This is a genomic window from Pseudomonas sp. NPDC087612, assembly GCF_044743505.1.
Classification (GTDB): Bacteria; Pseudomonadota; Gammaproteobacteria; order Pseudomonadales; family Pseudomonadaceae; genus Aquipseudomonas.
Window position 1 is genome coordinate 176,941 of the sequence record NZ_JBIUWO010000005.1, and the last position, 25,097, is coordinate 202,037.

At 63.1% G+C, this 25,097-nt stretch carries 20 protein-coding genes; 16 read left to right on the forward strand and 4 right to left on the reverse strand.

Annotated elements, in window-relative coordinates; genetic code table 11:
* Positions 1 to 32 precede the first annotated feature (32 nt).
* The 12 genes from ACIOVF_RS12040 (at position 33) to ACIOVF_RS12095 (ending at position 16,465) form a co-directional block, all read left to right on the forward strand.
* Positions 33 to 1,625 (forward strand): ABC transporter substrate-binding protein, encoded by a 1,593-nt coding sequence (locus ACIOVF_RS12040; protein WP_401289633.1) that lies wholly within the window; start codon positions 33 to 35, stop codon positions 1,623 to 1,625.
* A gap of 225 nt (positions 1,626 to 1,850) precedes the next feature.
* Complete coding sequence (locus ACIOVF_RS12045; protein ID WP_401289972.1) at positions 1,851 to 3,176, forward strand: OprD family porin; 1,326 nt, start codon at positions 1,851 to 1,853, stop codon at positions 3,174 to 3,176.
* A gap of 72 nt (positions 3,177 to 3,248) precedes the next feature.
* Positions 3,249 to 4,844 carry an ABC transporter substrate-binding protein gene (locus tag ACIOVF_RS12050; protein ID WP_045196276.1) on the forward strand — a complete coding sequence of 532 codons (1,596 nt, stop codon included), beginning with the start codon at positions 3,249 to 3,251 and terminating at the stop codon, positions 4,842 to 4,844.
* Between the two features lie 74 nt (positions 4,845 to 4,918).
* Positions 4,919 to 5,929, forward strand: a complete 1,011-nt coding sequence (locus tag ACIOVF_RS12055; protein WP_036993941.1) for an ABC transporter permease subunit — start codon at positions 4,919 to 4,921, stop codon at positions 5,927 to 5,929.
* Positions 5,930 to 5,939: 10 nt separating this feature from the next.
* Positions 5,940 to 6,869, forward strand: coding sequence for an ABC transporter permease subunit (locus tag ACIOVF_RS12060; protein WP_045196274.1), 930 nt, complete (start codon positions 5,940 to 5,942; stop codon positions 6,867 to 6,869).
* Between the two features lie 10 nt (positions 6,870 to 6,879).
* Positions 6,880 to 7,848 (forward strand): ABC transporter ATP-binding protein, encoded by a 969-nt coding sequence (locus tag ACIOVF_RS12065; RefSeq protein WP_045196592.1) that lies wholly within the window; start codon positions 6,880 to 6,882, stop codon positions 7,846 to 7,848.
* A complete protein-coding gene (locus ACIOVF_RS12070; RefSeq protein ID WP_045196272.1) occupies positions 7,848 to 8,816 on the forward strand; it encodes a peptide ABC transporter ATP-binding protein in 969 nt (322 codons plus the stop codon). Before ACIOVF_RS12065 ends, ACIOVF_RS12070 begins: the two co-directional genes overlap by 1 nt.
* A 329-nt stretch (positions 8,817 to 9,145) precedes the next feature.
* Entirely contained in the window at positions 9,146 to 9,955 is an 810-nt protein-coding gene (locus ACIOVF_RS12075; RefSeq protein ID WP_401289640.1) for a helix-turn-helix domain-containing protein, read from the forward strand.
* A gap of 61 nt (positions 9,956 to 10,016) precedes the next feature.
* On the forward strand, positions 10,017 to 11,423 hold the full coding sequence (locus tag ACIOVF_RS12080) for an NAD(P)/FAD-dependent oxidoreductase (protein WP_401289643.1): 1,407 nt from the start codon (positions 10,017 to 10,019) through the stop codon (positions 11,421 to 11,423).
* Positions 11,424 to 11,455: 32 nt separating this feature from the next.
* Positions 11,456 to 11,797, forward strand: a complete 342-nt coding sequence (locus tag ACIOVF_RS12085; protein ID WP_045196265.1) for a cupin domain-containing protein — start codon at positions 11,456 to 11,458, stop codon at positions 11,795 to 11,797.
* Between the two features lie 55 nt (positions 11,798 to 11,852).
* The gene (locus ACIOVF_RS12090) at positions 11,853 to 12,932 is read left to right on the forward strand and encodes a polyamine ABC transporter substrate-binding protein (RefSeq protein WP_401289646.1); all 1,080 of its coding nucleotides are present in this window, start codon (positions 11,853 to 11,855) and stop codon (positions 12,930 to 12,932) included.
* A gap of 95 nt (positions 12,933 to 13,027) precedes the next feature.
* Entirely contained in the window at positions 13,028 to 16,465 is a 3,438-nt protein-coding gene (locus ACIOVF_RS12095) for a dermonecrotic toxin domain-containing protein (RefSeq protein WP_401289649.1), read from the forward strand.
* A gap of 42 nt (positions 16,466 to 16,507) precedes the next feature.
* Here the strand turns inward: ACIOVF_RS12095 and ACIOVF_RS12100 are convergent, their stop codons facing one another.
* The 3 genes from ACIOVF_RS12100 to ACIOVF_RS12110 all read right to left on the reverse strand — a co-directional run bounded on the left by ACIOVF_RS12100 (position 16,508) and on the right by ACIOVF_RS12110 (position 18,710).
* Positions 16,508 to 18,091, reverse strand: a complete 1,584-nt coding sequence (locus tag ACIOVF_RS12100; RefSeq protein ID WP_010223431.1) for a peptide chain release factor 3 — start codon at positions 18,089 to 18,091, stop codon at positions 16,508 to 16,510.
* 105 nt (positions 18,092 to 18,196) lie between these two features.
* Positions 18,197 to 18,526, reverse strand: a complete 330-nt coding sequence (locus ACIOVF_RS12105) for an XRE family transcriptional regulator (RefSeq protein WP_401289652.1) — start codon at positions 18,524 to 18,526, stop codon at positions 18,197 to 18,199.
* On the reverse strand, positions 18,519 to 18,710 hold the full coding sequence (locus tag ACIOVF_RS12110; RefSeq protein ID WP_230090924.1) for a type II toxin-antitoxin system RelE/ParE family toxin: 192 nt from the start codon (positions 18,708 to 18,710) through the stop codon (positions 18,519 to 18,521). Before ACIOVF_RS12110 ends, ACIOVF_RS12105 begins: the two co-directional genes overlap by 8 nt.
* 409 nt (positions 18,711 to 19,119) lie before the next feature.
* Between ACIOVF_RS12110 and ACIOVF_RS12115 the strand changes: the two genes are divergently transcribed.
* From ACIOVF_RS12115 to ACIOVF_RS12130, 4 genes are read left to right on the forward strand one after another with little or no spacing between them, the layout of a single operon-like run.
* A complete protein-coding gene (locus ACIOVF_RS12115; RefSeq protein WP_045196256.1) occupies positions 19,120 to 19,833 on the forward strand; it encodes an ABC transporter permease in 714 nt (237 codons plus the stop codon).
* Positions 19,834 to 19,847: 14 nt separating this feature from the next.
* Positions 19,848 to 20,756 carry a glycine betaine ABC transporter substrate-binding protein gene (locus ACIOVF_RS12120; RefSeq protein ID WP_401289657.1) on the forward strand — a complete coding sequence of 303 codons (909 nt, stop codon included), beginning with the start codon at positions 19,848 to 19,850 and terminating at the stop codon, positions 20,754 to 20,756.
* A 1-nt stretch (position 20,757) separates the two neighbouring features.
* Entirely contained in the window at positions 20,758 to 21,405 is a 648-nt protein-coding gene (locus ACIOVF_RS12125) for an ABC transporter permease (protein ID WP_045196252.1), read from the forward strand.
* On the forward strand, positions 21,402 to 22,556 hold the full coding sequence (locus tag ACIOVF_RS12130; RefSeq protein WP_401289660.1) for a betaine/proline/choline family ABC transporter ATP-binding protein: 1,155 nt from the start codon (positions 21,402 to 21,404) through the stop codon (positions 22,554 to 22,556). The genes ACIOVF_RS12125 and ACIOVF_RS12130 overlap by 4 nt, the downstream gene beginning before the upstream one ends.
* A gap of 96 nt (positions 22,557 to 22,652) precedes the next feature.
* Here ACIOVF_RS12130 and ACIOVF_RS12135 read toward each other — a convergent pair whose 3' ends face one another.
* Entirely contained in the window at positions 22,653 to 25,091 is a 2,439-nt protein-coding gene (locus ACIOVF_RS12135) for a TonB-dependent receptor (RefSeq protein ID WP_045196248.1), read from the reverse strand.
* Positions 25,092 to 25,097 lie beyond the last annotated feature (6 nt).

A 25,097-nucleotide genomic window follows, 5' to 3' on the forward strand; every position in this document is an offset into this window, starting at 1 on the left:
GCGAAAAAAACAACAAGAGAGAAGGGATCGTCATGCGCCACACTCCAATCTATGCAGCGCTGCTGGGCTTCGGCCTGCTCGCCCAGGCCCCTGCGGGCCTGGCCAAGAACCTGGTGTTCTGCTCCGAAGGCAGCCCCGGCGGTTTTGATACCGCCCAATACACCAGCGCCACCGACAACGACGCCGCCGAGCCGATCTACAACCGCCTGGTGGAATTCGAACGCGGCGCGACCGCCGTCAAACCGGCCCTGGCAAAGAGCTGGGAGGTGTCCGACGGCGGCCTGACCTACACCTTCCACCTACGCGAAGGGGTCAAGTTCCACAACAACAAGGATTTCACCCCCAGTCGCGATTTCAACGCTGACGACGTGCTGTTCACCTTCAATCGCATGCTCGACCGCGACCACCCGTTTCGCAAGGCCTACCCCACCGAATTCCCCTACTTCGTCGGCATGAGCCTGGACAAGAACATCGCCCGCATCGAAAAGACCGCGCCGATGACCGTGGTCTTTACCCTCAACAGCATCGATGCCGCCTTCGTGCAGAACCTGGCAATGAGTTTTGCCGCCGTACTCTCGGCCGAATACGCTGAACAGTTGATGGCCTCCGGGCGCCCCAGCGACATCAACCAGAAGCCGATCGGCACTGGCCCGTTCGTGTTCCAGCGCTACCAGAAGGACTCGCAGATCCGCTACCGCGGCAACAAGGACTACTGGGACCCGAGCCAGGTGAAGATCGAGCAGTTGATCTTCTCGATCAATACCGACCCCTCGGTGCGCATCCAGAAGCTGCGCAAGAACGAATGCCAGGTCACCCTGCATCCACGCCCGGCCGATCTCGATGCACTCAAGAGCGACCCCAAGCTGCAGGTCATCGAAAAACCCGGCTTCAACCTCGGCTACATCGCCTACAACGTTCAGCACAAACCCTTCGACCAGCTTGAAGTACGCCAGGCCATGGACATGGCGGTGAACAAGCCGGCCATCGTCAAGGCGGTGTACCAGGAGGCCGGGCAACTGGCGGTGGGCAGCATGCCGCCGACCCAGTGGTCCTACGACGACAGCATCAAGGATGCCGGCTACAACCCGCAAAAGGCCCGCGAACTGCTCAAGGCCGCCGGGGTCAAGGAAGGCACTGAAATCACCCTCTGGGCCATGCCCGTGCAACGCCCGTACAACCCCAACGCCAAGCTGATGGCCGAAATGCTTCAGGCCGACTGGGGCAAGGTCGGCCTCAAAGTGAAAATCGTCAGCTACGAGTGGGGCGAATATCTCAAGCGCACCAAGGACGGTGAACACGACATCTCGCTGATAGGCTGGACCGGCGATAACGGCGACCCGGACAACTGGCTGGGCACCCTGTACAGCTGTGACGCGATAGGCAGCAACAACTACTCCATGTGGTGCGACCCGCAGTACGACGCGCTGGTCAAGAAAGCCAAGACCATCACCGACCGCGAGCAACGCACCCTGCTCTACCAGCAGGCGCAGCAGCGCCTCAGGCAACAGTTGCCCATCACCCCGATCGCCCACTCGACGGTCAACCAGCCGCTCAGTGCCAAGGTCGTGGATTTCAAGGTAAGCCCTTTCGGGCGCAACAACTTCTCAGGCGTCAGTACCGAATAAAAAACCGCTTTCTCCCTCGGGGGCGCGCAGCGCCTTCGCGGGCGAACTCAGCCTGAATATGCCCGATTGCCTTGCAGCAAACGATTGCAAACCCTTGTTCCAACCGGCAAGACGCCCAGCTCACAAGGCCAGGCGGTAACTAAAAAGAAGAAAAGAAAAGGGAGCTTTACCTTGAGACGAACCAAAACCGCAGTACTGGCACTGTCCCTCAGTGGTCTGTCAGCCATGGCCCAGGCCGAACCCGCCAGCCAGGACTATGTTCCGGTCAGCGCCAAAGCCACCAGCGCCCAGAGTGAAGCCAAGGGCTTCATCGAAGGCCAGAGCCTGTCCGGCTCGACCCGCAACTGGTATGGCCGCGAACGCGCCACCCGCGCACCGCTGTTCAAGTACTACAAGAGCGACGGCAGCCAGCACGACACCCACAGCCGTGACAACTGGGTGCAGGGCACCATCCTCAATTACACCTCGGGCTTTACCGAAGGTACCTTCGGCTTCAGCACCGAGGTCGCCGTCTACAACGCCATCGCCCTGGAGCGTGGCCGCGCGGCGGTGGCCGGGCCGAACAACCGCACCCTGACCCACAGCGACGGCGATGTCATCGGCCAGTGGAGCAAGATGGGCCTGGCCAACGTCAAGGCGCGGGTGTCCAACACCACCCTGACCGCCGGCCGCCAATCGATGGACACCCCGGTACTGGCCTACATCGGCAACCGCGCCTTGCCGTCGAGCTTCGAAGGTGTGAGCCTGCACAGCGAAGAATTCGACAACCTGTCGTTTGATGTCGGCACCTTCGACCGGCTCTCGAACCGGACCGAACAGGGCACCAGCAAATTCGTTGCCGAGTACGGTGATCGCGCCTTTTCAGCCGATCACGTCAACATTGCCGGTGTGAACTACCAGCCGCTGAAAAGCCTGAAAACCAGCTTCTACGTGTCCAACGTCGAAGACCTGTGGAACCAGTACTACTTCGGCGCCAGCCATGAGCTGGGCGACAGCGCGGTGCTGAGCCTGACCACCGGCCTGAACTACTACAAGACCAAGGATGAAGGCCAAAGCAAGCTTGGCGACATCGACAACGACACCTACAGCCTGTCGTTCGGCCTGACCCACCAGGCCCACAACCTGACCTTCTCCTACCAGCAGGTCAACGGTAACGAGTACTTCGACTACCTGCACGACACCAACGCGATCTTCCTGGCCAACTCCCTGCTTTCGGACTTCAACGGCCCGAACGAAAAATCGATGCAGATCGCCTACGTGCTGAACATGGCCCAGTACGGCGTGCCGGGCCTCAAGTTCAACCTCTATAACGCGCGCGGCTGGGGCATCGACGGCACCCACTACACCGGCAGCGGCTACGACGTGCGTGGCCTGGACGGCGAGAACCACTACGAGTGGGGCATCGGCACCACCTATGCGGTGCAGAGCGGCTCGCTCAAGGACACCACCATTCGTGCCACCTACACCGCGCACCGGGCCAGCAAGGCCCAGATCGACGGTAGCCTGGACGAGCTGCGGATTGTCACCACCATTCCCTTCAACTTCCTCTAGAACGCGGTTTCCCGGTCGGTTCGCCGAATCGGCCGGGACGGCTACTCTGGTTAATCGATTGCAGGAGGTTTCATGAAACTGCTACCGCTACAGGCTGCCCTGGCAGCCGTCCTGTTGAGTACTGCGGCGGGCCTCTCAGCCAAGCCGCTGGTGGTGTGTACCGAGGCCAGCCCGGAAGGCTTCGATATCGTCCAGTACACCACCGCCGTAACCGCCGACGCCTCGGCCGAGGCCATCTTCAACCGCCTGGTCGACTTCCGCCCGGGCACCACCGATATCCAGCCGGCCCTGGCCGAGCGCTGGGACATCAGCGATGACGGCCTGACCTACACCTTCCACTTGCGCGAAGGGGTCAAGTTCCACACCACCGACTATTTCACCCCTACCCGCGAGATGAATGCCGACGACGTGCTGTGGAGTTTCCGACGACAGCTGGACCCTAATCACCCGTGGCACAACAAGACCAGCATCGGTTTCCCCTACTTCGAGAGCATGGGTTTCAAGGACCTGCTCAAAAGCGTCGAGAAGACCGACGAGCACACCGTGGTCTTCACCCTGACCCGGCCCGAAGCGCCTTTTTTGCGTGACCTGGCCATGGCCTTCACCTCGATCTACTCCGCCGAATACGGCGACCAGTTGCTCAAGGCCAACAAGACCGGCGACCTCAACAACAAGCCGATCGGCACCGGCCCGTTCATCTTCCAGCGCTACAACAAGGACGCCCAGGTGCGCTACAAGGCCAACCCGGACTACTTCCGTGGCAAGCCACCGGCCGACGCGCTGATCTTCGCCATTGCCAACGACAACAACGTGCGCCTGCAAAAGCTCAAGGCCAACGAGTGCCAGGTGGCGCTGTACCCCAAGCCCGATGACATCCCCAGCATCAAGGCCGACCCCAAATTGAAAGTGGCCGAGATGGAAGCGCTGACCACCGGCTACATCTCGCTCAACACCGAACACAAGTACCTGAGCGATGTGCGCGTGCGCAAAGCCATCAACATCGCCTTCGACCGCCAGACCCACGTCGACCAGCTGTTCGGCAAGGGCAACGCGCTGGTCGCGGTCAACCCTTACCCGCCGAGCATGATCGGCTACAACACCGACAACCAGAACCCGCCCCGTGACCTCGACAAGGCCCGCGCCCTGCTCAAGGAAGCCGGCGTGCCCGAAGGCACGGTGCTGACCCTGTTCACCCGCAACGGCGGCGGCCCGACCAACCCCAACCCGCGCCTGAGCGCTGAAATGCTTCAGGCGGACCTGGCCAGGATCGGCCTGACCGTCGATATCCGCGTGATGGAATGGGCCGAGATGCTGCGCCGGGCCAAGAAGGGCGAAGCCGACATGGTCTCGACCGGCTGGGCCAGCGACAACGGCGACCCGGACAACTTCCTCAGCCCGCTGCTTAGTTGCGACGCGGTGAAAAGTGGCGAGAACTATGCGCGCTGGTGCAATCAAACCTTCCAGCAGTTGATCACCAAGGCCCGCGAGGTTACCGACAACAATGAGCGTGCAGCGCTCTATGTAAAGGCCCTGGCGGTGTACGATGAAGATCAACCGTGGATCAGCATGGCCCATCCGCAAATGTTTACCGCCATGCGCAACAACGTTGAGGGGTACCACATCAACCCCCTCACCAATAACAACTTCGCCACTACCCAGGTGAAGTAGAACAAGAACGACCGCCGGCGCCCCACCCGGGTGCCGGCGGGCATGCCTGACCGGCTGATGAGGTACTCCAGAAGATGTTTAGTTTTATTGCCCGGCGACTGGGATTGCTGATCCCGACCTTCTTCGGCATCACCTTGCTGACGTTTGCGCTCATACGGCTGATACCCGGCGATCCGGTTGAAGTCATGATGGGCGAACGGCGGGTCGACCCGGAAATGCACGCCCAGGCCATGGAGCGACTGGGCCTGAACAAACCGCTGCCCGAACAGTACCTGGACTACGTCAGCAAGCTCGCCCAGGGTGACCTCGGCGAATCGCTGCGCACCCGCGAAAGCGTCTGGACCGAGTTCCTCGCACTGTTCCCGGCAACCCTGGAACTGGCCATGGCGGCGCTGTTCTTTGCCGGGGTGATCGGCCTGCTGGCCGGGGTCATCGCCGCGCTCAAGCGTGGCTCATTGTTCGATCATGGGGTCATGGGTATCTCCCTTGCCGGCTACTCGATGCCGATCTTCTGGTGGGGCCTGATCCTGATCATGTTCTTCTCCGTGAGCCTGGGCTGGACCCCGGTGTCCGGGCGCATCGACCTGCTCTACGACATCGAGCCGAAAACCGGCTTCATGCTCATCGACACCCTGCTCAGCGACGAAGAAGGCGCCTTCAAGGATGCACTGATGCACCTGATCCTGCCGGCCATTGTCCTGGGCACCATTCCGCTGGCGGTGATCGCGCGCATGACCCGCTCCTCGATGCTCGAAGTGCTGCGCGAAGACTACATCCGCACCGCCCGCGCCAAGGGCCTGTCGCCGGCCCGGGTGGTGTTCGTGCACGGCCTGCGCAACGCGCTGATCCCGGTACTGACGGTGTTCGGCCTGCAGGTCGGCACCCTGCTCGCCGGTGCGGTACTGACTGAAACCATTTTTTCCTGGCCGGGCATCGGCAAGTGGCTGATCGAAGCCATCGGCGCCCGTGATTACCCCGTGGTACAGAACGGCATCCTGTTGATTGCCTGCCTGGTGATCCTGGTCAACTTCGTCGTGGACATCCTCTACGGCCTGGCCAACCCACGCATCCGTCATCAGCGCTGAGGGCCTCGTCATGACTACCCCACTTGCAAAATCTGTCACCACCCCGGCCACCGCTGTCGACCAGAGCCTGCTTTACCCCTCGCCGTACAAGGAGTTCTGGCAGGCCTTTTCACGCAACAAGGGCGCGGTCGCCGGGCTGATGTTCATGAGCCTGATCGTGTTCTGCGCACTGTTCGCCCCCTGGGTGGCGCCGCACAGCCCCAGCGAGCAGTACCGTGATTTTCTGCTGACCCCGCCGGTGTGGCTGGAAGGCGGCAACTGGCAGTTCATCCTCGGCACCGACGAGCTCGGCCGCGACCTGCTTTCGCGGCTGATCCAGGGCTCGCGGCTGTCGCTGCTGATCGGCCTGTCATCGGTAGTGATCTCGCTGATTCCGGGGATTTTCCTCGGCCTGTTGGCCGGGTTCTTTCCGCGCATCCTCGGCCCGTCGATCATGCGCCTGATGGACGTGATGCTGGCCCTGCCCTCGCTGCTGCTGGCCGTGGCGATTGTCGCCATCCTCGGCCCTGGCCTGATCAACACCGTTATCGCCATCGCCATCGTCTCGCTGCCGTCCTATGTGCGCCTGACCCGCGCCGCGGTGATGGGCGAACTGAACCGCGACTACGTCACCGCCGCGCGCCTGGCCGGTGCCAGCCTGCCCCGGCTGATGTTCGTCACCGTGCTGCCCAACTGCATGGCGCCGCTGATCGTGCAGGCCACCCTGAGTTTCTCCTCGGCAATCCTCGACGCCGCCGCCCTGGGCTTTCTCGGCCTTGGCGTGCAGCCGCCAACCCCCGAGTGGGGCACCATGCTGGCCTCGGCCCGCGACTACATCGAACGCGCCTGGTGGGTAGTGAGCCTGCCTGGCCTGACCATTTTGCTCAGCGTGCTGGCAATCAACCTGATGGGTGACGGACTGCGCGACGCGCTGGACCCGAAACTCAAGAATGCCGCCTGAGGAGATCGCCATGTCACTTCTGCAAATCAACAATCTGAACGTGCGCTTTGGCGACGCCAATGCGGTACCGGTGGTCGATGGACTGGACCTGACGGTCGATGAAGGTGAGGTCCTGGCCATCGTCGGCGAGTCGGGCTCCGGTAAATCGGTGACCATGATGGCGCTGATGGGCCTGATCGACGCCCCCGGGCGCATCACCGCCGATGCCCTGACCTTCGATGGCACCAACATGCTCAAGCTCAGCGGCCGGCAACGGCGCAAGGTGGTTGGCAAGGATATGGCCATGGTCTTCCAGGACCCGATGACCGCCCTCAACCCCAGCTACACCGTAGGCTTCCAGATCGAGGAAGTGCTGCGCCAGCACCTTGGCCTGCGCGGCAAGGCGGCCCGCCAGCGTGCCCTGGAACTGCTCAAGAAGGTTGAAATCCCCGGCGCCGAAAGCCGCCTGGACGCCTACCCGCACCAGCTTTCCGGTGGCATGAGCCAACGGGTGGCGATCGCCATGGCGATTGCCGGCGAACCCAAGCTGCTGATCGCCGACGAGCCGACCACCGCCCTCGACGTGACCATCCAGGCGCAGATCATGGAGCTGCTGCTGAACCTGCAAAAAGAGCAGAACATGGCGCTGATCCTGATCACCCACGACCTCGCCGTGGTCGCCGAAACCGCCAAGCGGGTGTGCGTGATGTACGCCGGCCAAGCGGTGGAAGTCGGCCAGGTGCCGGAACTGTTCGACGTCCCCGCCCACCCCTACAGCGAAGCACTGCTGGCGGCGATTCCGGAGCACAGCGAAGGCGCCGAGCGCCTGGCGACCCTGCCGGGCATCGTCCCCGGCCGCTATGACCGCCCTCAAGGTTGCCTGCTGTCGCCGCGCTGCCCATACGTGCAGGAAAACTGCCGCCGGCAACGACCTACCCTCGATCCCCAGGCCCATAGCCAGGTGCGTTGTTTCTACCCGCTGAACCAGGAGGTGGCGTAATGACCGTCGTCCTTACCGCCCGTGAACTGACCCGTCACTATGAAGTTTCCCGTGGCCTGTTCAAGGGCCATGCCCTGGTGCGCGCACTCAACGGCGTGTCGTTCGAACTGGAAGCCGGCAAGACCCTGGCCGTGGTCGGCGAGTCCGGCTGTGGCAAGTCGACCCTGGCCCGGGCCCTGACCCTGATCGAAGAGCCCTCGTCCGGCTCGCTGAAGATCGCCGGCCAGGAAGTCGCCGGCGCCAACAAGGCCGAGCGCAAGCAATTGCGCAAGGACGTGCAGATGGTCTTCCAGAGCCCGTACGCCTCGCTCAACCCGCGACAGAAGATCGGCGACCAGCTGGGTGAGCCGCTGCTGATCAACACCAACCTGACCCGCGCCGAGCGGCGCGAGAAGGTCCAGGCGATGATGCAACAGGTCGGCCTGCGCCCCGAGCATTACCAGCGCTACCCGCACATGTTTTCCGGTGGCCAGCGCCAGCGAATCGCCCTGGCCCGGGCGATGATGCTGCAACCGAAAGTACTGGTGGCCGATGAGCCGACGTCGGCCCTCGACGTATCGATCCAGGCCCAGGTGCTGAACCTGTTCATGGACCTGCAGAAGGAGTTCAACACTGCCTACGTGTTCATCTCCCACAACCTCGCGGTAGTGCGCCACGTGGCAGACCAGGTGCTGGTGATGTACCTGGGCCGGCCGGCGGAAATGGGCCCCAAGGAGGACATTTACAGCAAGCCGCTGCACCCTTACACCCAGGCTTTGCTGTCGGCCACGCCGACCATTCATCCGGACCCGCTGAAGCCGAAGATCAAGATTTCCGGCGAGCTGCCCAACCCGCTGAACCCGCCGCCTGGCTGTGCCTTCCACAAACGCTGCCCGTATGCCACCGAGCGCTGTGCTGCCGAGGAACCGGCGTTCAGGCAGGTGGGGACGCGGCAGGTGGCGTGCCATTACGCCGAGCAGTTCCTGTAACCGCATCGCGGGTCGAGCCCGCTCCCACAGCGCACGCGGGTCAAGTCGAGGGGGGGGGGGGGGGGCCCCCCCCCCCCCCCCCCGGGGGGGGGGGGGGGGGGGGGGGGGGGGGGGGGGGGGGGGCGGGGGCCCCCCCCCCCCGGGGGGGGGGGGGGCGGCGGGCGGCCCCCCGGGGGGCGCGCCGGGCGGGGTGTCGGCGCCCGGGCCGGCCCCCCCCCCCCCCCCCCCACCCCCCCCCCCCCCCCCCCCCCCCCCGGGGGGGGGGGGGGGGCGCCCCCCCCCCCCCCCTCGACTTGACCCGCGATTGGCCCCTCCATCACTATCCAGCAATGACCCCAGCCCCTATCCCCGACGGCCCGGAGCAAACCCCGGAAACCGCCGCCACCGTCCTGCGCTACCACCTGTGCTGGAAGCATCGCGACCTCGACGGGGTCATGGCCTTGTATCACCCCGATATCCAGTACAACGACTATTTCCAGAACCGCGTCCTGCACCTCGATGAGCTGCGCGAATACGTGCGTGTGAGCATGCCCCGTGAAGCCGGTGAAGACATCGTCCACAGCGACCGCATCCGCGTCGATGGCTGCACCGCCTTCATCCAGTACCAGGTTACCCTGCGCGGTGGCGAAGGCCTGGTGGCGTTCCAGGCCAGCGAAGCGATCACCGTGCGCGACGGCCTGATCTGGCGGGTCAACGAGTACGCCTCGCTGGTCCGCGCGCCCAGCCAGGACGCTGGCCACATTGACCTGCGCCCGGCCGCCAGTCGCCTGGGCCTGTCACCACGCCAGCTGAGCTTCATGGCCCAGGACCTGGAGCAGTACTTCCAGCGCCAGCAGCCCTACCTCGACCCGGAGCTCGACCTGCAACGGGTGGCCCGCGAAAGCGGCTACAGCCGCAACCAGATCTCCTACCTGCTCAACCAGGTGCTCGGCCAGAGCTTCTACCGTTACGTCAACCAGGCACGCCTGCAGCACCTGCTCACCAGCCTCGGCGCCACCGCCACGGTTGCACGCATCGACGAGCTGGCCTTTGCTGCCGGTTTCAATTCGCTGTCGGCGTTCTACAAAAGTTTCCGCCAGCACACCGGCCTGTCGCCCAAGGCCTACGTGAAGCAGAATTCTCTGCGTGCACGCACGTAAGACACAGCGCCCCGCAAGCTTCTAGGATCGCCACAGACCGTTACCGATGTGGAGCCGAACAATGCTGGCATGGCGCAGTATCAGCCTGTGGATGGACCAACTCGATGAGCCGTTGAGCGCACGCCCGGCGCTGCAACAGGACCTGGACGTCGACGTCTGCATCATCGGCGCCGGCTACACCGGGCTGTGGACCGCCTACTACCTCAAGCGCCTGGCACCACAGCTGAACATCGCCATCGTCGAAGCGCAGATTGCAGGCTTCGGCGCCTCCGGACGCAATGGCGGCTGGCTGATGGGCAACCTGCTCGGTGAAGACCGCCTGCTCGCCGGCAGCACGCCCGAGCAGCGGCGCGCCGCCTATGACCTGTTGCACGGCATTCCCGATGAAGTGGCCCAGGTGCTCGAACGCGAAGGCATCGACTGCGACTACCGCAAGGGCGGCGTGCTGTACTGCGCCGCGCGCTACCCCGAGCAGGAAACCAGCCTGCGCGCGTATCTGAACAAGCTCTACAAGCAGGGCCTGAACGAAGCCGACTACCGCTGGCTAAGCCCCGATGAGCTGGCATCGCAGTTGCGTATCAGCCGCCCCTATGGCGCGATCTTCAACCCCAATGTCGCCACAATCCAGCCGGCCAAACTGGTGCGCGGCCTGGCCCGCACGGTAGAGGCCATGGGTGTGAAGCTCTATGAGAACAGCCCCGTAACCCAGTGGCGCGCCGGTGAAGCACGCACCTTGCAGGCACGGATCAAATGCCAGTGGCTGGTGCCAGCAGTCGAAGGCTACTCGGTCAACCTGCCGCCGCTGGGGCGCTACCAGATGCCGGTGCAAAGCCTGCTGGTGGCCACCGAGCCACTGCCCGAACAGGTCTGGGAGCAGATCGGCCTCAACCATGGCCAGGCCTTCAGCGAGAACAGCCGCCAGGTCACCTATGGCCAGCGCAGCCTGGACAACCGCCTGGTGTTCGGCGCCCGCGGCGGCTATCGCTTTGCCGGCCGCCTGCGCGAAAACTTCGACCTCACCGACAGCGAAATCGAACTGCGCCGCTACCTGTTCGGCGAGCTGTTCCCACAGTTGCAGAAGGTCAGGATCACCCACGCCTGGGGCGGCAACCTGGGTATGGCCCGGCGCTTTCAGCCGCACATGTTCTGCGACCGCAAACAGGGCATCGCCCTGGCCGGCGGCTATGGCGGCGAAGGCGTTGGCGCCAGCAACCTCGGCGGGCGGACCCTGGCCGAGCTGATCCTCGAGCGGCGCAGCCCCCTCACCGAGCAGCCCTGGGCCAGCCACGACCGCGCCCTGCACAGCCTGCCCGGCTGGGAGCCGGAACCCTGCCGCTGGCTGGGCTACAACGCGATCATCAAAAGTTTCGTCCATGAAGACCAGACCCTCGCCAACCCGGCCAGCGCCCCCTGGCGCCGACGCCTGGCCAGCGGCGTAGCGGACTTCATGGAAGGTTTCATGCGCTGACTTTTTGAACCCCCTGCACAGGATCCACCGCTATGAGCATTACCCAGTTCAAGAACACCGACAGTGTCACCCTGGCCGAATCCAACCCGGTGGCGGTGCCACTCGGCGAGCCGGTCTCGATCGCCTCGGTCACCAGCGTCGAGCGCAGCGACGGCGTCGAAACCGGCATCTGGGAATGCACCCCGGGGCGCTGGCGCCGGCAGATCGTCCAGCAGGAGTTCTGCCACTTCATCAAGGGCCGCTGCACTTTCACCCCGGATGGCGGCGAGCCGCTGACCATCGAAGCCGGCGACGCGATCATGCTGCCGGCCAACAGCACCGGCACCTGGGACATCCAGGAGACCGTGCGCAAAACCTATGTGCTGATTTTCTGATCATTTGATCGCCTGCCTCCTTCGATAAAAAACAGACCAAGCAAGGAATCCAGACATGCGCCCATTGCTCTTCGCACCTGTGTTGCTGGCCGCCTCCGTCGCCCAGGCGGCCGACTCGGTAAAGATCTACAACTGGTCCAGCTACATCGCCCCCGACACCCTGAAGAACTTCCAGCAGGCCAGCGGCATCGTGCCGACCTACGACGTGTTCGACAGCAACGAAACCCTCGACGGCAAGCTGATGACCGGCAATTCCGGCTACGACGTGGTGTTCCCCTCCAACCACTTCATGGCCCGGCAGATCCAGGGCAAGGCGCTCAAGCAACTGGACAAGACCCAGCTGCCCAACTGGAAGAACCTCAACCCGGTGCTGCTCAAGGCCCTGGAAGTCAACGATCCGGGCAACCAGTACGGCTTCCCGTATTTGTGGGGCAGCACCGGGATCGGCTACAACATCGACAAGGTCAAGGCGGTGCTCGGCGACAATGCCCCGCTGGACTCCTGGGACCTGATCTTCAAGCCCGAGTACATCAGCAAGCTGAAAGGCTGCGGCGTGGCGGTGCTCGACAACGGCCCGGAGCTGTTGCCGATCGCCCTCAACTACCTGGGCCTGCCACACCACAGCCAGAAGCCCGAGGATTACGACAAGGCCAAGCAACTGTTGATGAAGGTGCGCCCGTACATCAGCTACTTCCACTCCTCCAAGTACACCGGCGACCTGGCCAACGGCGATATCTGCGTGGTGGTGGGCTTCTCCGGCGACGTGCTGCAAGCCAGGAACCGCGCCGAAGAAGCCAACAACGGCGTGAAGGTCGGCTACTCGATTCCCAAGGAAGGCGCGCCGATGTGGTTCGACATGGTCGCCATGCCGGCTGATGCCCCGGACGAAAAAGCCGGTTACGCCTACATGAACTACCTGTTGCAGCCCGAGGTGATGGCCAACATCAGCAACCATGTGCAGTACGCCAACGGCAACCTCAAGGCCGACACCCTGGTCGACCCGGCGCTCAAGGCCAATACCATGATTTACCCGAGCGACGAGATGCTTGGCAAGCTCTACGCCCTGGAAGCGATGCCAGCCAAGATCGACCGCATCCGCACGCGCATCTGGACCAGCATCAAGGCCGGCAATTGATATAAGTAACGCCCCGGCCCTGCTTACCCGCGGCAATCTCCAGTGATTGCCGCGGGGATCGGCCCCCGGCTGCCTTGTACCGCCGGGACACTTTCATGCCGTTGGCCAACCTGCCCTACTTTCATCCTGATGCCCTGCGCGCAGGTTTTTTACGTCACCTCGAGCACCTCGACGCCAGGCAACCGCTGAGCGCCGCGCAACGACAATCCCTGCAACGACTGGGCGACGACCCGACGCTGCGCGCCGACCGCCTGGATGCGGTGACTGGCGATGGCCAGGCCATAGCCCTGGACACCACCTTTCTGCTGAGCCGCCCCGACTGGCCCGAAGTGTTCATCTACAACCCCGACATCGGCCTGCAACGCTTTGCCGATCGGCGCCAGGCCAAGCAGACGCTGCTGGGCTTGCAGGATCAACCTGCGCTGATGGCAACAGTGCTGCGTTACGCACCACAGGCGCAACAGCAGTTACTGCAGCGCCAACCTGCTGTGGACTTTCAGGTCAATCTGCTGGCTGCGCCGCTGTTCGACAGCCTGATGTTGACGATCAATGATCGCCTTGCCGACCAGGCCGCCCCCCTGCACACCCAGCAAGCAGCGCCCTCGACCGCCACATTGCAGCAACTTGCCCGCACCCTCGGCAACGCCAGCCTGGATGCGCAATCGATGCAAACCCAGGTCGGACAATTGGCCCAGGAATACCAGGCCATGCTCGCCCAGCGCCCGAGCCTCAGCTCAGTCACCCGGGCACTGCTCAAGCACGAACTGTCCAGCTTTCTGCACAAAGCCCCTCCGCTGCACGCCATCAGCGTGCAACCGGAGGGCCGCAGTACCCCGGTCCTGTCGCTGCTCGAACTGATCTGGCACCCCGCCGATAACAGCCAATGGCGTGCCAGCGCCACCACCGCGGCTGAACTGCCGACCCCCTTGCCGTTGCTCCCGCCGGCCTTGCTCGGCCATAGCGCCAGACGCTTGCGCCAGCACCTTCGCGGGCAACTGCAAGCAGTATTGGTGCGCGAAGGGCAACTGAGCCAAGACTACCAGGAGCAACTGCTGGCCCTGCTCAGCACGCTGGCCGAACGCCTGGGCGTTGCCTTTGCGCCTGCTGCGCTGCCCTCTCGGCGGTCGCGGATTCTGGCCCTATACGACCGGGCCATCGCTGCGCGCCTGCCGGGCAACGTGGTCAAGGCCTTCAACCGCTATATCAGCGAAACCGATGCCATTGGCGCAGTCCTGCGCGACCTGCAGGATCGCGCCAGGGCAAAGGCTGTTGCAGCCCATGCACCCGAGTGGCTGCGCCAGGCCTCGGTAGAAGATCAACATGCCTACTTGCGCGTGTTGGCCAGCAACCTGCTGGGCGCAAACGATGATTACCTGTTCGATATCCCCGAAATCGACACCTATGCCCGCGAACAACTGCAGCAGCGCCTGGACCAGGATTTCGGCCCCGGCCACTACCGGCCTGAAGATATCCAGGTCACCACCAACCGCTGGATCACTGCGCCGCCACTGCCCGGGGAAATCCCCTTGTCACTGCCGGCCAGCTACGTGCGCCATCGCCAGTCCCTGGTTGACTATGCGCTCGATCATTACCGCGACTGGGACAACGCAATCACCCTGGTGACCGACCAGAAGGGTGAGCTGCTGCCACCCACCTTGCGCAGCCAGTACGTTCGCAAGGTGGCCAAGGCGCTGGATATTGGCGGCCACTACCAGCGCCTGCTGCAGCAGAAATTCGCCGAACACGACCCCGACTATGCCCGGCGCCTGGCAACCTTCTGCCGGCAACTGCCCGGGCAAATGCTCGAAGCGGCCTGGCGTGCCCGCCTCAAAGGCGAGCTCGATGGCGCAGCGCTACAGACGGTTACCCAGGTACTGGAACTGCCAGAAGACCGCACACAGCACATGACACCACTGCTGTTGGTGGCCGATAGCGGGCTTGAACCGGACCCGGTGCCTGGCCTGTACCTGATCGGCAATCAGCAGGCGGGCCCGCTGGTGCTGTACAGCCCTTACGACAGCCGCCAGGCCTATCGGCAATTTGCCGATAGCCGTGACCTGCTGAAAAAGATCAGGACCACGCCAGCGTTGCAGTCTTTGCTGCTCGGGCGTATGCCAGCGCAGATGCGCAGACGCTATGGGCGCGGCGGCTTTGAAGAGCCACACCTGCCATTTAGTGTGGAATCGGATTTCGACCTGCCGTTTTCCCGCCCCGGCCCCATCACCCTGGCCTGGCGTCCGATCGCGGGCAACCTGTTCAAGCAACTGTTCGTGGATAACGCCCAGATGCTCCAGGACATGGCCCACGCCCAGTTGGTGACCCTCGAAGAGGCGCGCTGGCAAACCTTGAAGAACCTGCTCGGTCAGCTGTGGTTGCAAGCCAGCCTGTTTCTGCCGGGCAGGCTGGGCACGCTGCTGGGTATTTTCCAGACCGAAACCAGTGTGCTGCAAACCCTGGAAAAAGCCGACCGCAGCAACTGGAGCCAGTCACTGGCCGAACTCTGCGCGGCGCTGGTGCAGGGCCTGCTGGTTGGCAAAGACGCCGTCGGGGTCGAATCGCTTGAGAAGTTCTGGAAAAATCAGGAGAGCAGCCCGGCACCCGAACGCCCGCAACCGGTCGAAGCCGGCGGTGTGCTGAGCGAGCTCAGCGGCCGCCATACCCGTCGGGTCGTCTCCCGGGAACAGATCGCGATACTCGCAGTTGGCATGCCACAGATCCAGCGCGTAAACCCTTATCGCGGCAACCTGATCCGCGAAGCGCACGATACTGCAGTAACCTACCTGGTGAACTGCCACTTCAACATCAGCCGCACCACAGCCCGCCAGCTACCCCTGCAAACGGCCAGGGTCCTCAGGGACTTCTTCAACGTCGCGGATGTATCCGACACACTTCTGCTGCAAGTCAGCAGGCCGATAGAAAAACTGCTGACGCTGCTGTTGTCGCGCAATTACTCACCCGCTCATTCGACCCGTTATGTCATGGGCAGCAGAGTCGGTGCGCCCATCGATGCCAGCGCCTTCGTCAACCCGGCCGACCGCAGCCGGCAGATCTTTCTGCTCGACGCCTTCTTCGACAACCCGACCATCAACCAGTTGCCGCTACAACGCCGATACGCCCAGCCGGCAGCCGCCAACCTCACCCGCGCCTTTACCTTGCTGCATGAACTGTCTCACCTGGCCTGCCAGACCCGCGACATCACCTACACCCTGGGTGTTGCCCCGTACGCCGACTGGCTGATCCCCGGCCCCGAGCGCGCCTGGCTGGAACGCGCCCACGAAAGCGGCTTCAGCGCCATGACGCCGATGAACAAGTTGTTCACGTTGTACGATGAAGACACTGGCAGGCTGCGCGACTTGCGTCGCAGCGATCGCAAAGGCAAGAAACTGATCCTGAAGATCACCGGCGCGCAGGATCTGCAGCAAGCTCGTCAGGTGTTCCTGAGTGACAGCGAAAAACGCGCGCAGATCATGCTGTTCAATGCCGACAGCCTGGCATTGCTGATCTACCGGTTGGGCGCAGAAATGCACCCTTGAAAGGAGGCGACCCCGCCACCCAGAAGCGGCGGGGTCGGGCAATCAATGATGCTCGCGGGTTGCGCGGAACTTCACATCCGGCCAGCGCTCTTCCATCAGCGCCAGGTTGACCCGGGTCGGGGCCAGGTAGGTCAGGTGACCACCGCCGTCGATGGCCAGGTTCTCCACGGCCTTGTTCTTGAATTCCTCAAGCTTCTTCTTGTCGTCGCAGCTGATCCAGCGCGCCGACCAGACGGTGATCGGCTCGTAGGCACACTCGACCTTGTACTCTTCCTTCAGGCGGCTGGCGACCACATCGAACTGCAGCACACCGACGGCGCCGAGGATGATGTCGTTGCTGCGCTCGGGGAAGAACACCTGGGTCGCGCCTTCTTCGGCCAGCTGCTGCAGGCCCTGGCGCAGTTGCTTGGACTTGAGCGGGTCTTTCAGGCGCACGCGGCGGAACAGCTCCGGGGCGAAGTGCGGAATACCGGTGAAACCCAGGGCCTCGCCTTCGGTGAAGGTGTCACCGATCTGGATCGTGCCGTGGTTGTGCAAGCCAATGATGTCGCCGGCCCAGGCCTCTTCCAGTTGCTCACGCTCGGAGGAGAAGAAGGTCAGCGCATCGCCGATACGCAGGTCCTTGCCGGTGCGCACATGGCGCATCTTCATGCCTTTTTCGTAACGGCCGGAGCAGATACGCATGAAGGCGATACGGTCGCGGTGCTTGGGGTCCATGTTCGCCTGGATCTTGAACACGAAACCGCTGAACTTCTCTTCGGTCGGCTCGACGGCGCGCTCGTTGGCCTCGCGCGGCAGCGGGCGTGGCGCCCAGTCGACGACGGCATCGAGCACATGGTCGACACCGAAGTTGCCCAGCGCGGTACCGAAGAACACCGGGGTCAGCTCGCCGCGCATGAACTCGCCCTGGTCGAATTCGTGGCAAGCGCCCTGTACCAGCTCCAGCTGCTCGAGGAAGCGCTCGTATTCGTCGCCCAGGTGGGCACGGGCTTCATCGGAGTCGAGCTTCTCGATGATCTTCACCTCGGTGCGCTCGTGGCCATGGCCCGGGGTGTAGACAATGATGTAGTCGCCGGCCAGGTGATACACGCCCTTGAAGTCGCGGTAGCAACCGATCGGCCAGGTGATCGGCGCTGCCTTGATCTTCAATACCGCTTCGATTTCGTCGAGCAGTTCGATCGGGTCGCGGATGTCACGGTCGAGTTTGTTGATGAAGCTGACGATCGGCGTGTCGCGCAGGCGGCAGACGTCCATCAGGGCGATGGTCCGCGGCTCGACGCCCTTACCGCCGTCGAGCACCATCAGCGCCGAGTCGACGGCGGTCAGGGTGCGGTAGGTATCTTCCGAGAAGTCTTCGTGGCCCGGGGTGTCGAGCAGGTTGATCATGTGCTCGCGATAGGGGAACTGCATCACCGAGGTGGTGATGGAGATACCACGCTGCTTCTCCATTTCCATCCAGTCGGAGGTGGCATGGCGGTCGGACTTTCGCGATTTCACCGTACCGGCAACGGCAATCGCCTTGCCCATCAGCAACAGCTTCTCGGTGATGGTGGTCTTACCCGCATCGGGGTGGGAAATAATGGCGAAGGTGCGGCGTTTCGCGACTTCGGCGGCCTGGTTGGTCATGGGAAATCGCCTGGCAGGTGATTCAAAAAGGGCCAGTATCATACCCGAAGTCGAACGGGGACCAAAGCCTGAGGCCTCCGCCCGTCGCGCGAAGCGACGAGTACGCTATTTATGTCTAGCCATACTGTCAGTGAAGCCTTCAAGGGTCACAGGCCCGCGATCAGGCATATGTGCAACCAGCTCGAGTTTTCCGCCCATTGCCTCGACATAGTTGCGCAGGGTCGAAATCAGCATATCGCTGCGCTTTTCAATCTTGGAAATATTCGCCTGACGAATCTCCAGACGTCCGGCCATACCTTCCTGGGTCAACTCCAACTGTTTGCGCAACGCCTGCAGGGTCATTTCCTCGCGAATCAACTCACGTCCGCGTTGTTCGACACGCGCCCTTCGTTCGGGGGAAAGACTGTAGATGACTTCATCAAGTGTTCTAGACATGTTCTTCACCTCCTGACAGATACCTGTCGAAGCGCTCATCGGCGCGCCGAATCAAATTTCGATAAAACCGTTGCTGGCTGACTCCGGCCTTGTCACCCGCAACCAGGATAACGGCGCGACGCTTGGGATCGAACGCAAAAGCCACCCGCCGAAACTCGGCACAAAAGCTGATTGACCATGACAACAAAATACCTCCAGAGGAATATTCCCTCAAGCGACTATCATGAATTTTCCGCTGCAATGCTGAGCTTCATGACGGACGGCCTGATAGCAGGCGCTTCAATAACACCAGGAAGGAAATGCCCGGTTTTTTCGTGCGAAGTTCCTCGTGTTTCAGGGATTAACGCTGGCCAAATGCCGCTTCAGATGGGAACCTTTACGGCTGTGGAGGCGTCCACTGCCCTGATACGCAATCGGTCATGACCGTTCGTCAGGGTTGGTTTCACCGGCACTACGAGCCTGACGAGGCTTCGCTTATGGCGTGTTCCGCTCCGTTTCCGGACAACGCGCTGCTTATCGCGATCACACTGCCTGCCGCCTGGAATGGTGGCCGCCACGGGAGTGTGTTCGCCGACAACAAAAGGAGTCCGCCTGTGGCTAAAAGCTATGGCAAGGGGCTGATGGGATGTGCCTTCGTGCTCGTCATCCTGGCCCTGCTGATCCACTGGATCGGCATCGATACGATCGCGCACTACCGCGCCGATCTGTGGTTCTACCTGCAAGCGCACCTGATGCTGGTGTTGCTGTCGATGGTGGCGGCGTTAGCCGTGGGCATACCCGCCGGGATTGCCTTGAGTCGACCGCACCGGGTCGACCGCGCCGAACGCTTCATGCAGTTTTTCAACATTGGCAACACCATTCCCCCTCTGGCCGTTCTGGCCATTGCCCTGAGTTTCCTGGGCATTGGCGCCGGTCCTGCGATCTTCGCGCTGTTCCTCGCTTCCCTCCTGCCAATCGTGCGCAACACTTACGAAGGCCTGAAAAACGTACCCGCCTCGCTCAAGGAAGCCGCCACCGGCATCGGCATGACCCCGGGCCAGACCCTCTGGCGTGTCGAGTTGCCCAACGCCGTGCCGATCATCGTCGGCGGTGTGCGGGTGGCCCTGGCGATCAACGTCGGTACCGCACCGCTGTCGTTCCTGATCGGCGCCAACAGCCTGGGCAGCCTGATTTTTCCCGGCATTGCCCTGAACAATCAGCCGCAACTGCTGCTTGGCGCTGCCTGCACCGCCCTGCTCGCCCTGCTGCTCGACGCCCTGGTGGCGCAGTCCAGCCGCCGTTGGCTTGAACGCGGCCTGGCCCACTAAGCGAAGGAACTGTCATGAAAAGAATCGCCTTGTTGTTGGGCGCGGCCCTGCTGTTCGCAGGATTTGCCCAGGCCGCGAACAAACCTGTGATCCGCCTCGGTGCGCGGGTCTTCACCGAGCAAACGGTACTGGCTGAAATCACCGCCCAGTACCTCAACCAGCATGGTTTTGACGTGCGCATCACCGGCGGCCTAGGCAGCAACCTGGCCCGCAGCGCCCACGAAACCGGGCAGCTGGATATGGTCTGGGAATACACCGGTGTCTCGCTGGTGTCCTACAACCATATCGACGAACGCATGCCCAGCGCAGCGGCCACCTACGCCAGGGTCAAGGAACTGGATGCACAAAAAGACCTGATCTGGCTGACGCCGTCGAAGTTCAGCAACACCTACGCCCTGGCCCTGCCGCGCAAGGTTGCCGACCAGTACCCGCAGGTCAACAGCATCAGCGAGCTGAACCAAGTGCTACGCGATGAGAAGGACCGCACCCACGTGGTGGCCCTGGACACCGAGTTTGCCAACCGCCCCGACGGCCTGGTGGGCCTGATCGAAACCTACGACCTGCAACTGACCCGCCGCGACATCCGCCAGATGGACGCCGGCCTGGTCTACACCGCGCTGCGCAACGGCCAGGTGTTCAGTGGCCTGGTGTACACCACCGACGGGCGCCTGAGCGCCTTCGACCTCAAGCTGCTGGAAGACGACAAGCACTACTTCCCCGACTACACCGCAGCCCCGGTAGTGCGCAAGGCCGTGCTCGACGCCAACCCGCAACTGGCCAGCCTGCTCAAACCGCTGGCCGAGCAGCTCGACGACGAGACCATGCGCCAGCTCAACGCCAAGGTCGATGTCGAACACCAGAGCCCGGGCAAAGTCGCCGCCGAGTACCTGCGCCAGCATCCACCTGCACAGGAGCAGCCATAACATGCTCGATACCTTTACCCACCTCGACTGGGCCCAGGTACTGCACCTGACCTGGCAGCACATCACCCTGGTCGGCATCGCCGTCAGCCTGGCGATTGTCTTCGGCGTGCCGCTGGGCATCCTCATGACCCGCTTCCCGGCCCTCGCCGGCCCCCTGCAGGCCAGCGCCACGGTGCTGCTGACCATCCCCTCGATCGCCCTGTTCGGCCTGCTGCTGCCGTTCTATTCCAAATTCGGCCAGGGCCTGGGGCCGTTGCCGGCGATCACCGCGGTATTCCTCTATTCGCTGTTGCCGATCCTGCGCAACACCTACCTGGCCCTGACCAACGTCGAGCCGGGCATTCGTGAAGCCGCCCGCGGCATCGGCATGACCTTCGGCCAGCGCCTGCGCATGGTCGAGCTGCCCATCGCCGTACCGGTAATCCTTGCCGGCGTGCGCACCGCCGTGGTCATGAACATCGGCGTCATGACCATCGCCGCAACCATCGGCGCCGGTGGCCTGGGCGTGCTCATCCTCACCTCAATCAGTCGCAGCGACATGTCGATGCTGCTGGTCGGCGCCGTGCTGGTGAGCCTCCTGGCCATCTTCGCCGACCTGCTGCTGCAAGCCCTGCAACGCTCCCTGACTCCAAAAGGACTGCGCCCATGATCGAACTTCAGAACCTCAGCAAGACCTTCCACGCCAACGGCAAAGACGTCAAAGCCGTCGACTCGGTCAGCCTGACCGTCAACGAAGGCGAGATCTGCGTGTTCCTCGGCCCCTCCGGTTGCGGCAAGAGCACCACGCTGAAAATGATCAACCGCTTGATTGCGCCGACCTCGGGCAAGGTGCTGATCAACGGCGAAGACACCACCGGCCTTGATGAAGTGACCCTGCGCCGGCGCATCGGCTACGTTATCCAGCAGATCGGTCTGTTCCCCAACATGACCATCGAGGAGAACATCACCGTGGTCCCGCGCCTGCTCGGCTGGGACAAGCAGAAATGCCATGAGCGCGCCCGCGAGCTGATGAGCATGATCAAGCTCGAGCCCAAGCAATACCTGCAACGCTACCCGCGTGAGTTGTCCGGTGGCCAGCAACAGCGTATCGGCGTGATCCGCGCCCTGGCCGCCGAAGCGCCCTTGCTGCTGATGGACGAGCCGTTCGGTGCGGTCGACCCGATCAACCGCGAGATGATCCAGAACGAGTTCTTCGAGATGCAGCGGGCGCTGAACAAGACCGTGATCATGGTCAGCCACGACATCGACGAGGCGATCAAGCTGGGTGACAAGATTGCGATTTTCCGTGCCGGCAAGCTGATCCAGATCGACCACCCGGACACCCTGCTGGCGCACCCTGCCGACGACTTCGTCAGCAACTTCGTTGGCCAGGACAGTACCCTCAAGCGCCTGTTGCTGGTGCGTGCAGAAGACGCCGCCGACAACGCGCCGTCGGTCAGCCCGCAAACGCCAGTGGCCGACGCCCTGGAGCTGATGGACGAACATGACCGCCGCTACGTGGTGGTTACCGACGGGCAGAACAAGGCCATGGGTTACGTGCGCCGTCGCGACCTGCATCGCCAGCAAGGCAGCTGCGCTGATTTTCTGCGCACCTTCAACGCCACCGCCTCGCACGATGAGCACCTGCGCATCCTGTTGTCGCGGATGTATGAGTTCAATCGCTCGTGGCTGCCGGTGCTGGATGCCGAGCAGGTGTTCCTCGGCGAGGTGACCCAGGAATCGATCGCCGCTTACCTGAGCTCGGGGCGGTCGCGGGGGGGCAAGACCAGCATTGTGTCGCCGGCCGAAGCGGTCGCGTAACGCTGAAAAGCATTGCGGGGCAAGTCGGGTCGCCGCACCGCCGCTCCTACATGTGGGAGCATCGCGGGGCGACCCGACTTGCCCCGCGATCAGGCCTCAGAAACCTACACTGGCCTGCACATAGAAGGTGCGCGGCTCGCCCAGGTAGATCCCCGAGTTGTTGTCACTGGAGCGGGTGTAGTACTGCTTGTCGAAGATGTTCTTCACCCCGGCCGCGAGCTTGAGGTTCGACAGCTCCTTGCCGAAGTCATAACCACCACGCGCCGCCCAGGTCACGTAACCAGGAATGTCGCCGTACTGGCCATCGGCACTCGGTTCGGTGATGTAGTTGCCGTTGAAGCTGCCGTCGGCATTCATGCCGGTGCCCGGTGCGCGTTGTTTCGATTGAGCGTAGGCATCGAGGTTCCAGGTCCAGCGATTGATCTCATAGCGCAGCCCGGCATTGACGATTTGCCGCGAATAAAACGGCAGGTCACGGCCCTTGAAGCCGGGGATCTCGCCTTCATAGGTGGCCCGGGTGTAGGTGAACCCGGCATTGGCACTCAGGCCCTGTAGACGCGGGTCGAGCCCCGACAGGTCGTAGTGCATCGACGCCTCGATGCCCTGGTGCTTGGTGGCGCCGAGGTTGGTCCAGCCAATGTCGTTGCTGATGTACTGCAGCTCGTCATCGAAGTCGATGTAGAACGCGGTCAGCTCACCGCCCCAGGTGCCATTGTTGTAGCGGGTACCGACTTCATAAGTCTTGGCTTTCTCGGCCTGCAGGCCGTTGGCGGTCTGGTCGCCGCTGCCGCCCTGGCCGAGCTGGAAGTACTGCAGGCTGCCGAACGAGGTCTCGTAGTTGGCGAACAGCTTCCACTCATCCGACAGGTGATACATCACGCTCAGCGCCGGCAGCGGCTCGTTGCTGGTCACGCTGCGGTTCTTTTCCTGCACCGGCACGCCGTTGGTACCACGCACCGGGCGCTCATGCCAGTCGGTGTTGATGTGCTCGAAACGGATCCCCGGGGTGATGGTCCAGTTGCCGACATCGATCTTGTCATCGATGTAGTAGGCGCTGGCTTCGGTGCCACCGGTGCGGTCCTGGAAGACATGGCCGTCGGAGCCCGGGGTCACGGTCGGCACATTGTTGATCAGCGCCAGGCGGGTCGACTGTTCGTGCATCGCTTCTTTCAGGTAGCGGTAACCAACGCTGACTTCCTGAGTGGTCGGGCCTGCGAAGAAGATCCGCGACAGCCGCGGCTCGATGGCGAAGGTGTGGTAGCTGCGCGGGTACGACGACAGGGTCTTCTGGTCACGGGCAGCGATGCTGCTGCCGCGGAAGCTGTCGGTGTAGTAGGTCTGCACTTCGAACTGGGTGACGTCGTCGATCTGGCGCAGGTACTTGAACGACACGTCCTTGCGCCGGCCGCTGAAGGTGTCGTAGTCGCGGTCGGACTGGTACGGATCATCGTCGAACTGGGCCTGGGTCAGGCCACCGGGCATGTCGGCCTTGGCGTCGTAGTAATGAAAGTTGAGCCAGAATTCGTCACTGTCGGTCACCGCCCAATGGGTCTTGAGCAACACGTCATCGATATCGTTGTCGTTGTTGCTGCTGCGATAACCGTTGCCGTTGACCCCGGAGTACAGCAGCGCCGCACCCAGGCCATTGTCGGCAGTGCCGCCGAGGAAGGCCGATTCGATGTGCTTCCAGCCGCCATGGCGGGAGGTTTCCATCGTCGTCGACAACTCGCCGGTGGCTTTCTCGGGAATGGCCCGGGTGACGAAGTTGATCACCCCGCCGACGTTCTGCGGGCCGTAGCGCACCGACCCAGCACCGCGCACCACGTCGATGCTGTCGAGGTTGCCGGACGAGATCGGCGCCATTGACAGTTGTGGCTGGCCGTAAGGCGCAAAGGCTGCCGGAATGCCATCGATCAATACCGTGGAGCGTGGCGACAGCCGTGAGGTCAGGCCGCGCACACCAACGTTCAGGGCGATGTCGCTGCCGCCGGTACCGTTGGAGTCCTGCACCTGCACACCCGGCACGCCGCGCAGCACATCGCGTACGTTCAAGGCGCCCTGCTCGATCATCGCCTCGCGGCGCACCACGGTACGCGCACCGGGATGGTTGTGGACCACGGTTTCTTCGGCGCTGCCCAGCCAGTCACCGACGACTTTGACGTCGGTGGGTGCCAGCTCGAGGCTGCCGGTGGTCAGGGTGCCGGCGCTTTGCGCCGGGTGCAGGACCACGGTGCCCTGAGAAATTTCATAAGTCAGGCCGCTGCCCTCAAGCAACGCCCGCAGCGCCTCTTCCGGTTGCAGGTTGCCGGAGACCGCTGGTGCCTGCTTGCCGGCCACCAGCTCGGGGCTGAAGAACAGTTGCAGCGACGTCTGCTGGCCCAGTTGGCTCAAGGCCGAAGCCAGCGGTTGGGCCTGGATCTGGATGCTGGCTGGTGCCGGGGCGGCATAAGTGCTGGCGATACCGCCACTGACAGCCAGTGCCAGGGCCAGGGGCAACCAGCGGGAAGAACGCGGGGAAACGTTGTTGTTGTTCACGTCGTC

Bases quoted from the DNA above. Each gene is read 5' to 3' on its own strand.
- ACIOVF_RS12040 (WP_401289633.1), top strand. From the start codon at position 33: ATGCGCCACACTCCAATCTATGCAGCGCTGCTGGGCTTCGGCCTGCTC.
- ACIOVF_RS12045 (WP_401289972.1), top strand. From the start codon at position 1,851: ATGGCCCAGGCCGAACCCGCCAGCCAGGACTATGTTCCGGTCAGCGCC.
- ACIOVF_RS12050 (WP_045196276.1), top strand. From the start codon at position 3,249: ATGAAACTGCTACCGCTACAGGCTGCCCTGGCAGCCGTCCTGTTGAGT.
- ACIOVF_RS12055 (WP_036993941.1), top strand. From the start codon at position 4,919: ATGTTTAGTTTTATTGCCCGGCGACTGGGATTGCTGATCCCGACCTTC.
- ACIOVF_RS12060 (WP_045196274.1), top strand. From the start codon at position 5,940: ATGACTACCCCACTTGCAAAATCTGTCACCACCCCGGCCACCGCTGTC.
- ACIOVF_RS12065 (WP_045196592.1), top strand. From the start codon at position 6,880: ATGTCACTTCTGCAAATCAACAATCTGAACGTGCGCTTTGGCGACGCC.
- ACIOVF_RS12070 (WP_045196272.1), top strand. From the start codon at position 7,848: ATGACCGTCGTCCTTACCGCCCGTGAACTGACCCGTCACTATGAAGTT.
- ACIOVF_RS12075 (WP_401289640.1), top strand. From the start codon at position 9,146: ATGACCCCAGCCCCTATCCCCGACGGCCCGGAGCAAACCCCGGAAACC.
- ACIOVF_RS12080 (WP_401289643.1), top strand. From the start codon at position 10,017: ATGCTGGCATGGCGCAGTATCAGCCTGTGGATGGACCAACTCGATGAG.
- ACIOVF_RS12085 (WP_045196265.1), top strand. From the start codon at position 11,456: ATGAGCATTACCCAGTTCAAGAACACCGACAGTGTCACCCTGGCCGAA.
- ACIOVF_RS12090 (WP_401289646.1), top strand. From the start codon at position 11,853: ATGCGCCCATTGCTCTTCGCACCTGTGTTGCTGGCCGCCTCCGTCGCC.
- ACIOVF_RS12095 (WP_401289649.1), top strand. From the start codon at position 13,028: ATGCCGTTGGCCAACCTGCCCTACTTTCATCCTGATGCCCTGCGCGCA.
- ACIOVF_RS12100 (WP_010223431.1), bottom strand. From the start codon at position 18,091: ATGACCAACCAGGCCGCCGAAGTCGCGAAACGCCGCACCTTCGCCATT.
- ACIOVF_RS12105 (WP_401289652.1), bottom strand. From the start codon at position 18,526: ATGTCTAGAACACTTGATGAAGTCATCTACAGTCTTTCCCCCGAACGA.
- ACIOVF_RS12120 (WP_401289657.1), top strand. From the start codon at position 19,848: ATGAAAAGAATCGCCTTGTTGTTGGGCGCGGCCCTGCTGTTCGCAGGA.
- ACIOVF_RS12125 (WP_045196252.1), top strand. From the start codon at position 20,758: ATGCTCGATACCTTTACCCACCTCGACTGGGCCCAGGTACTGCACCTG.
- ACIOVF_RS12130 (WP_401289660.1), top strand. From the start codon at position 21,402: ATGATCGAACTTCAGAACCTCAGCAAGACCTTCCACGCCAACGGCAAA.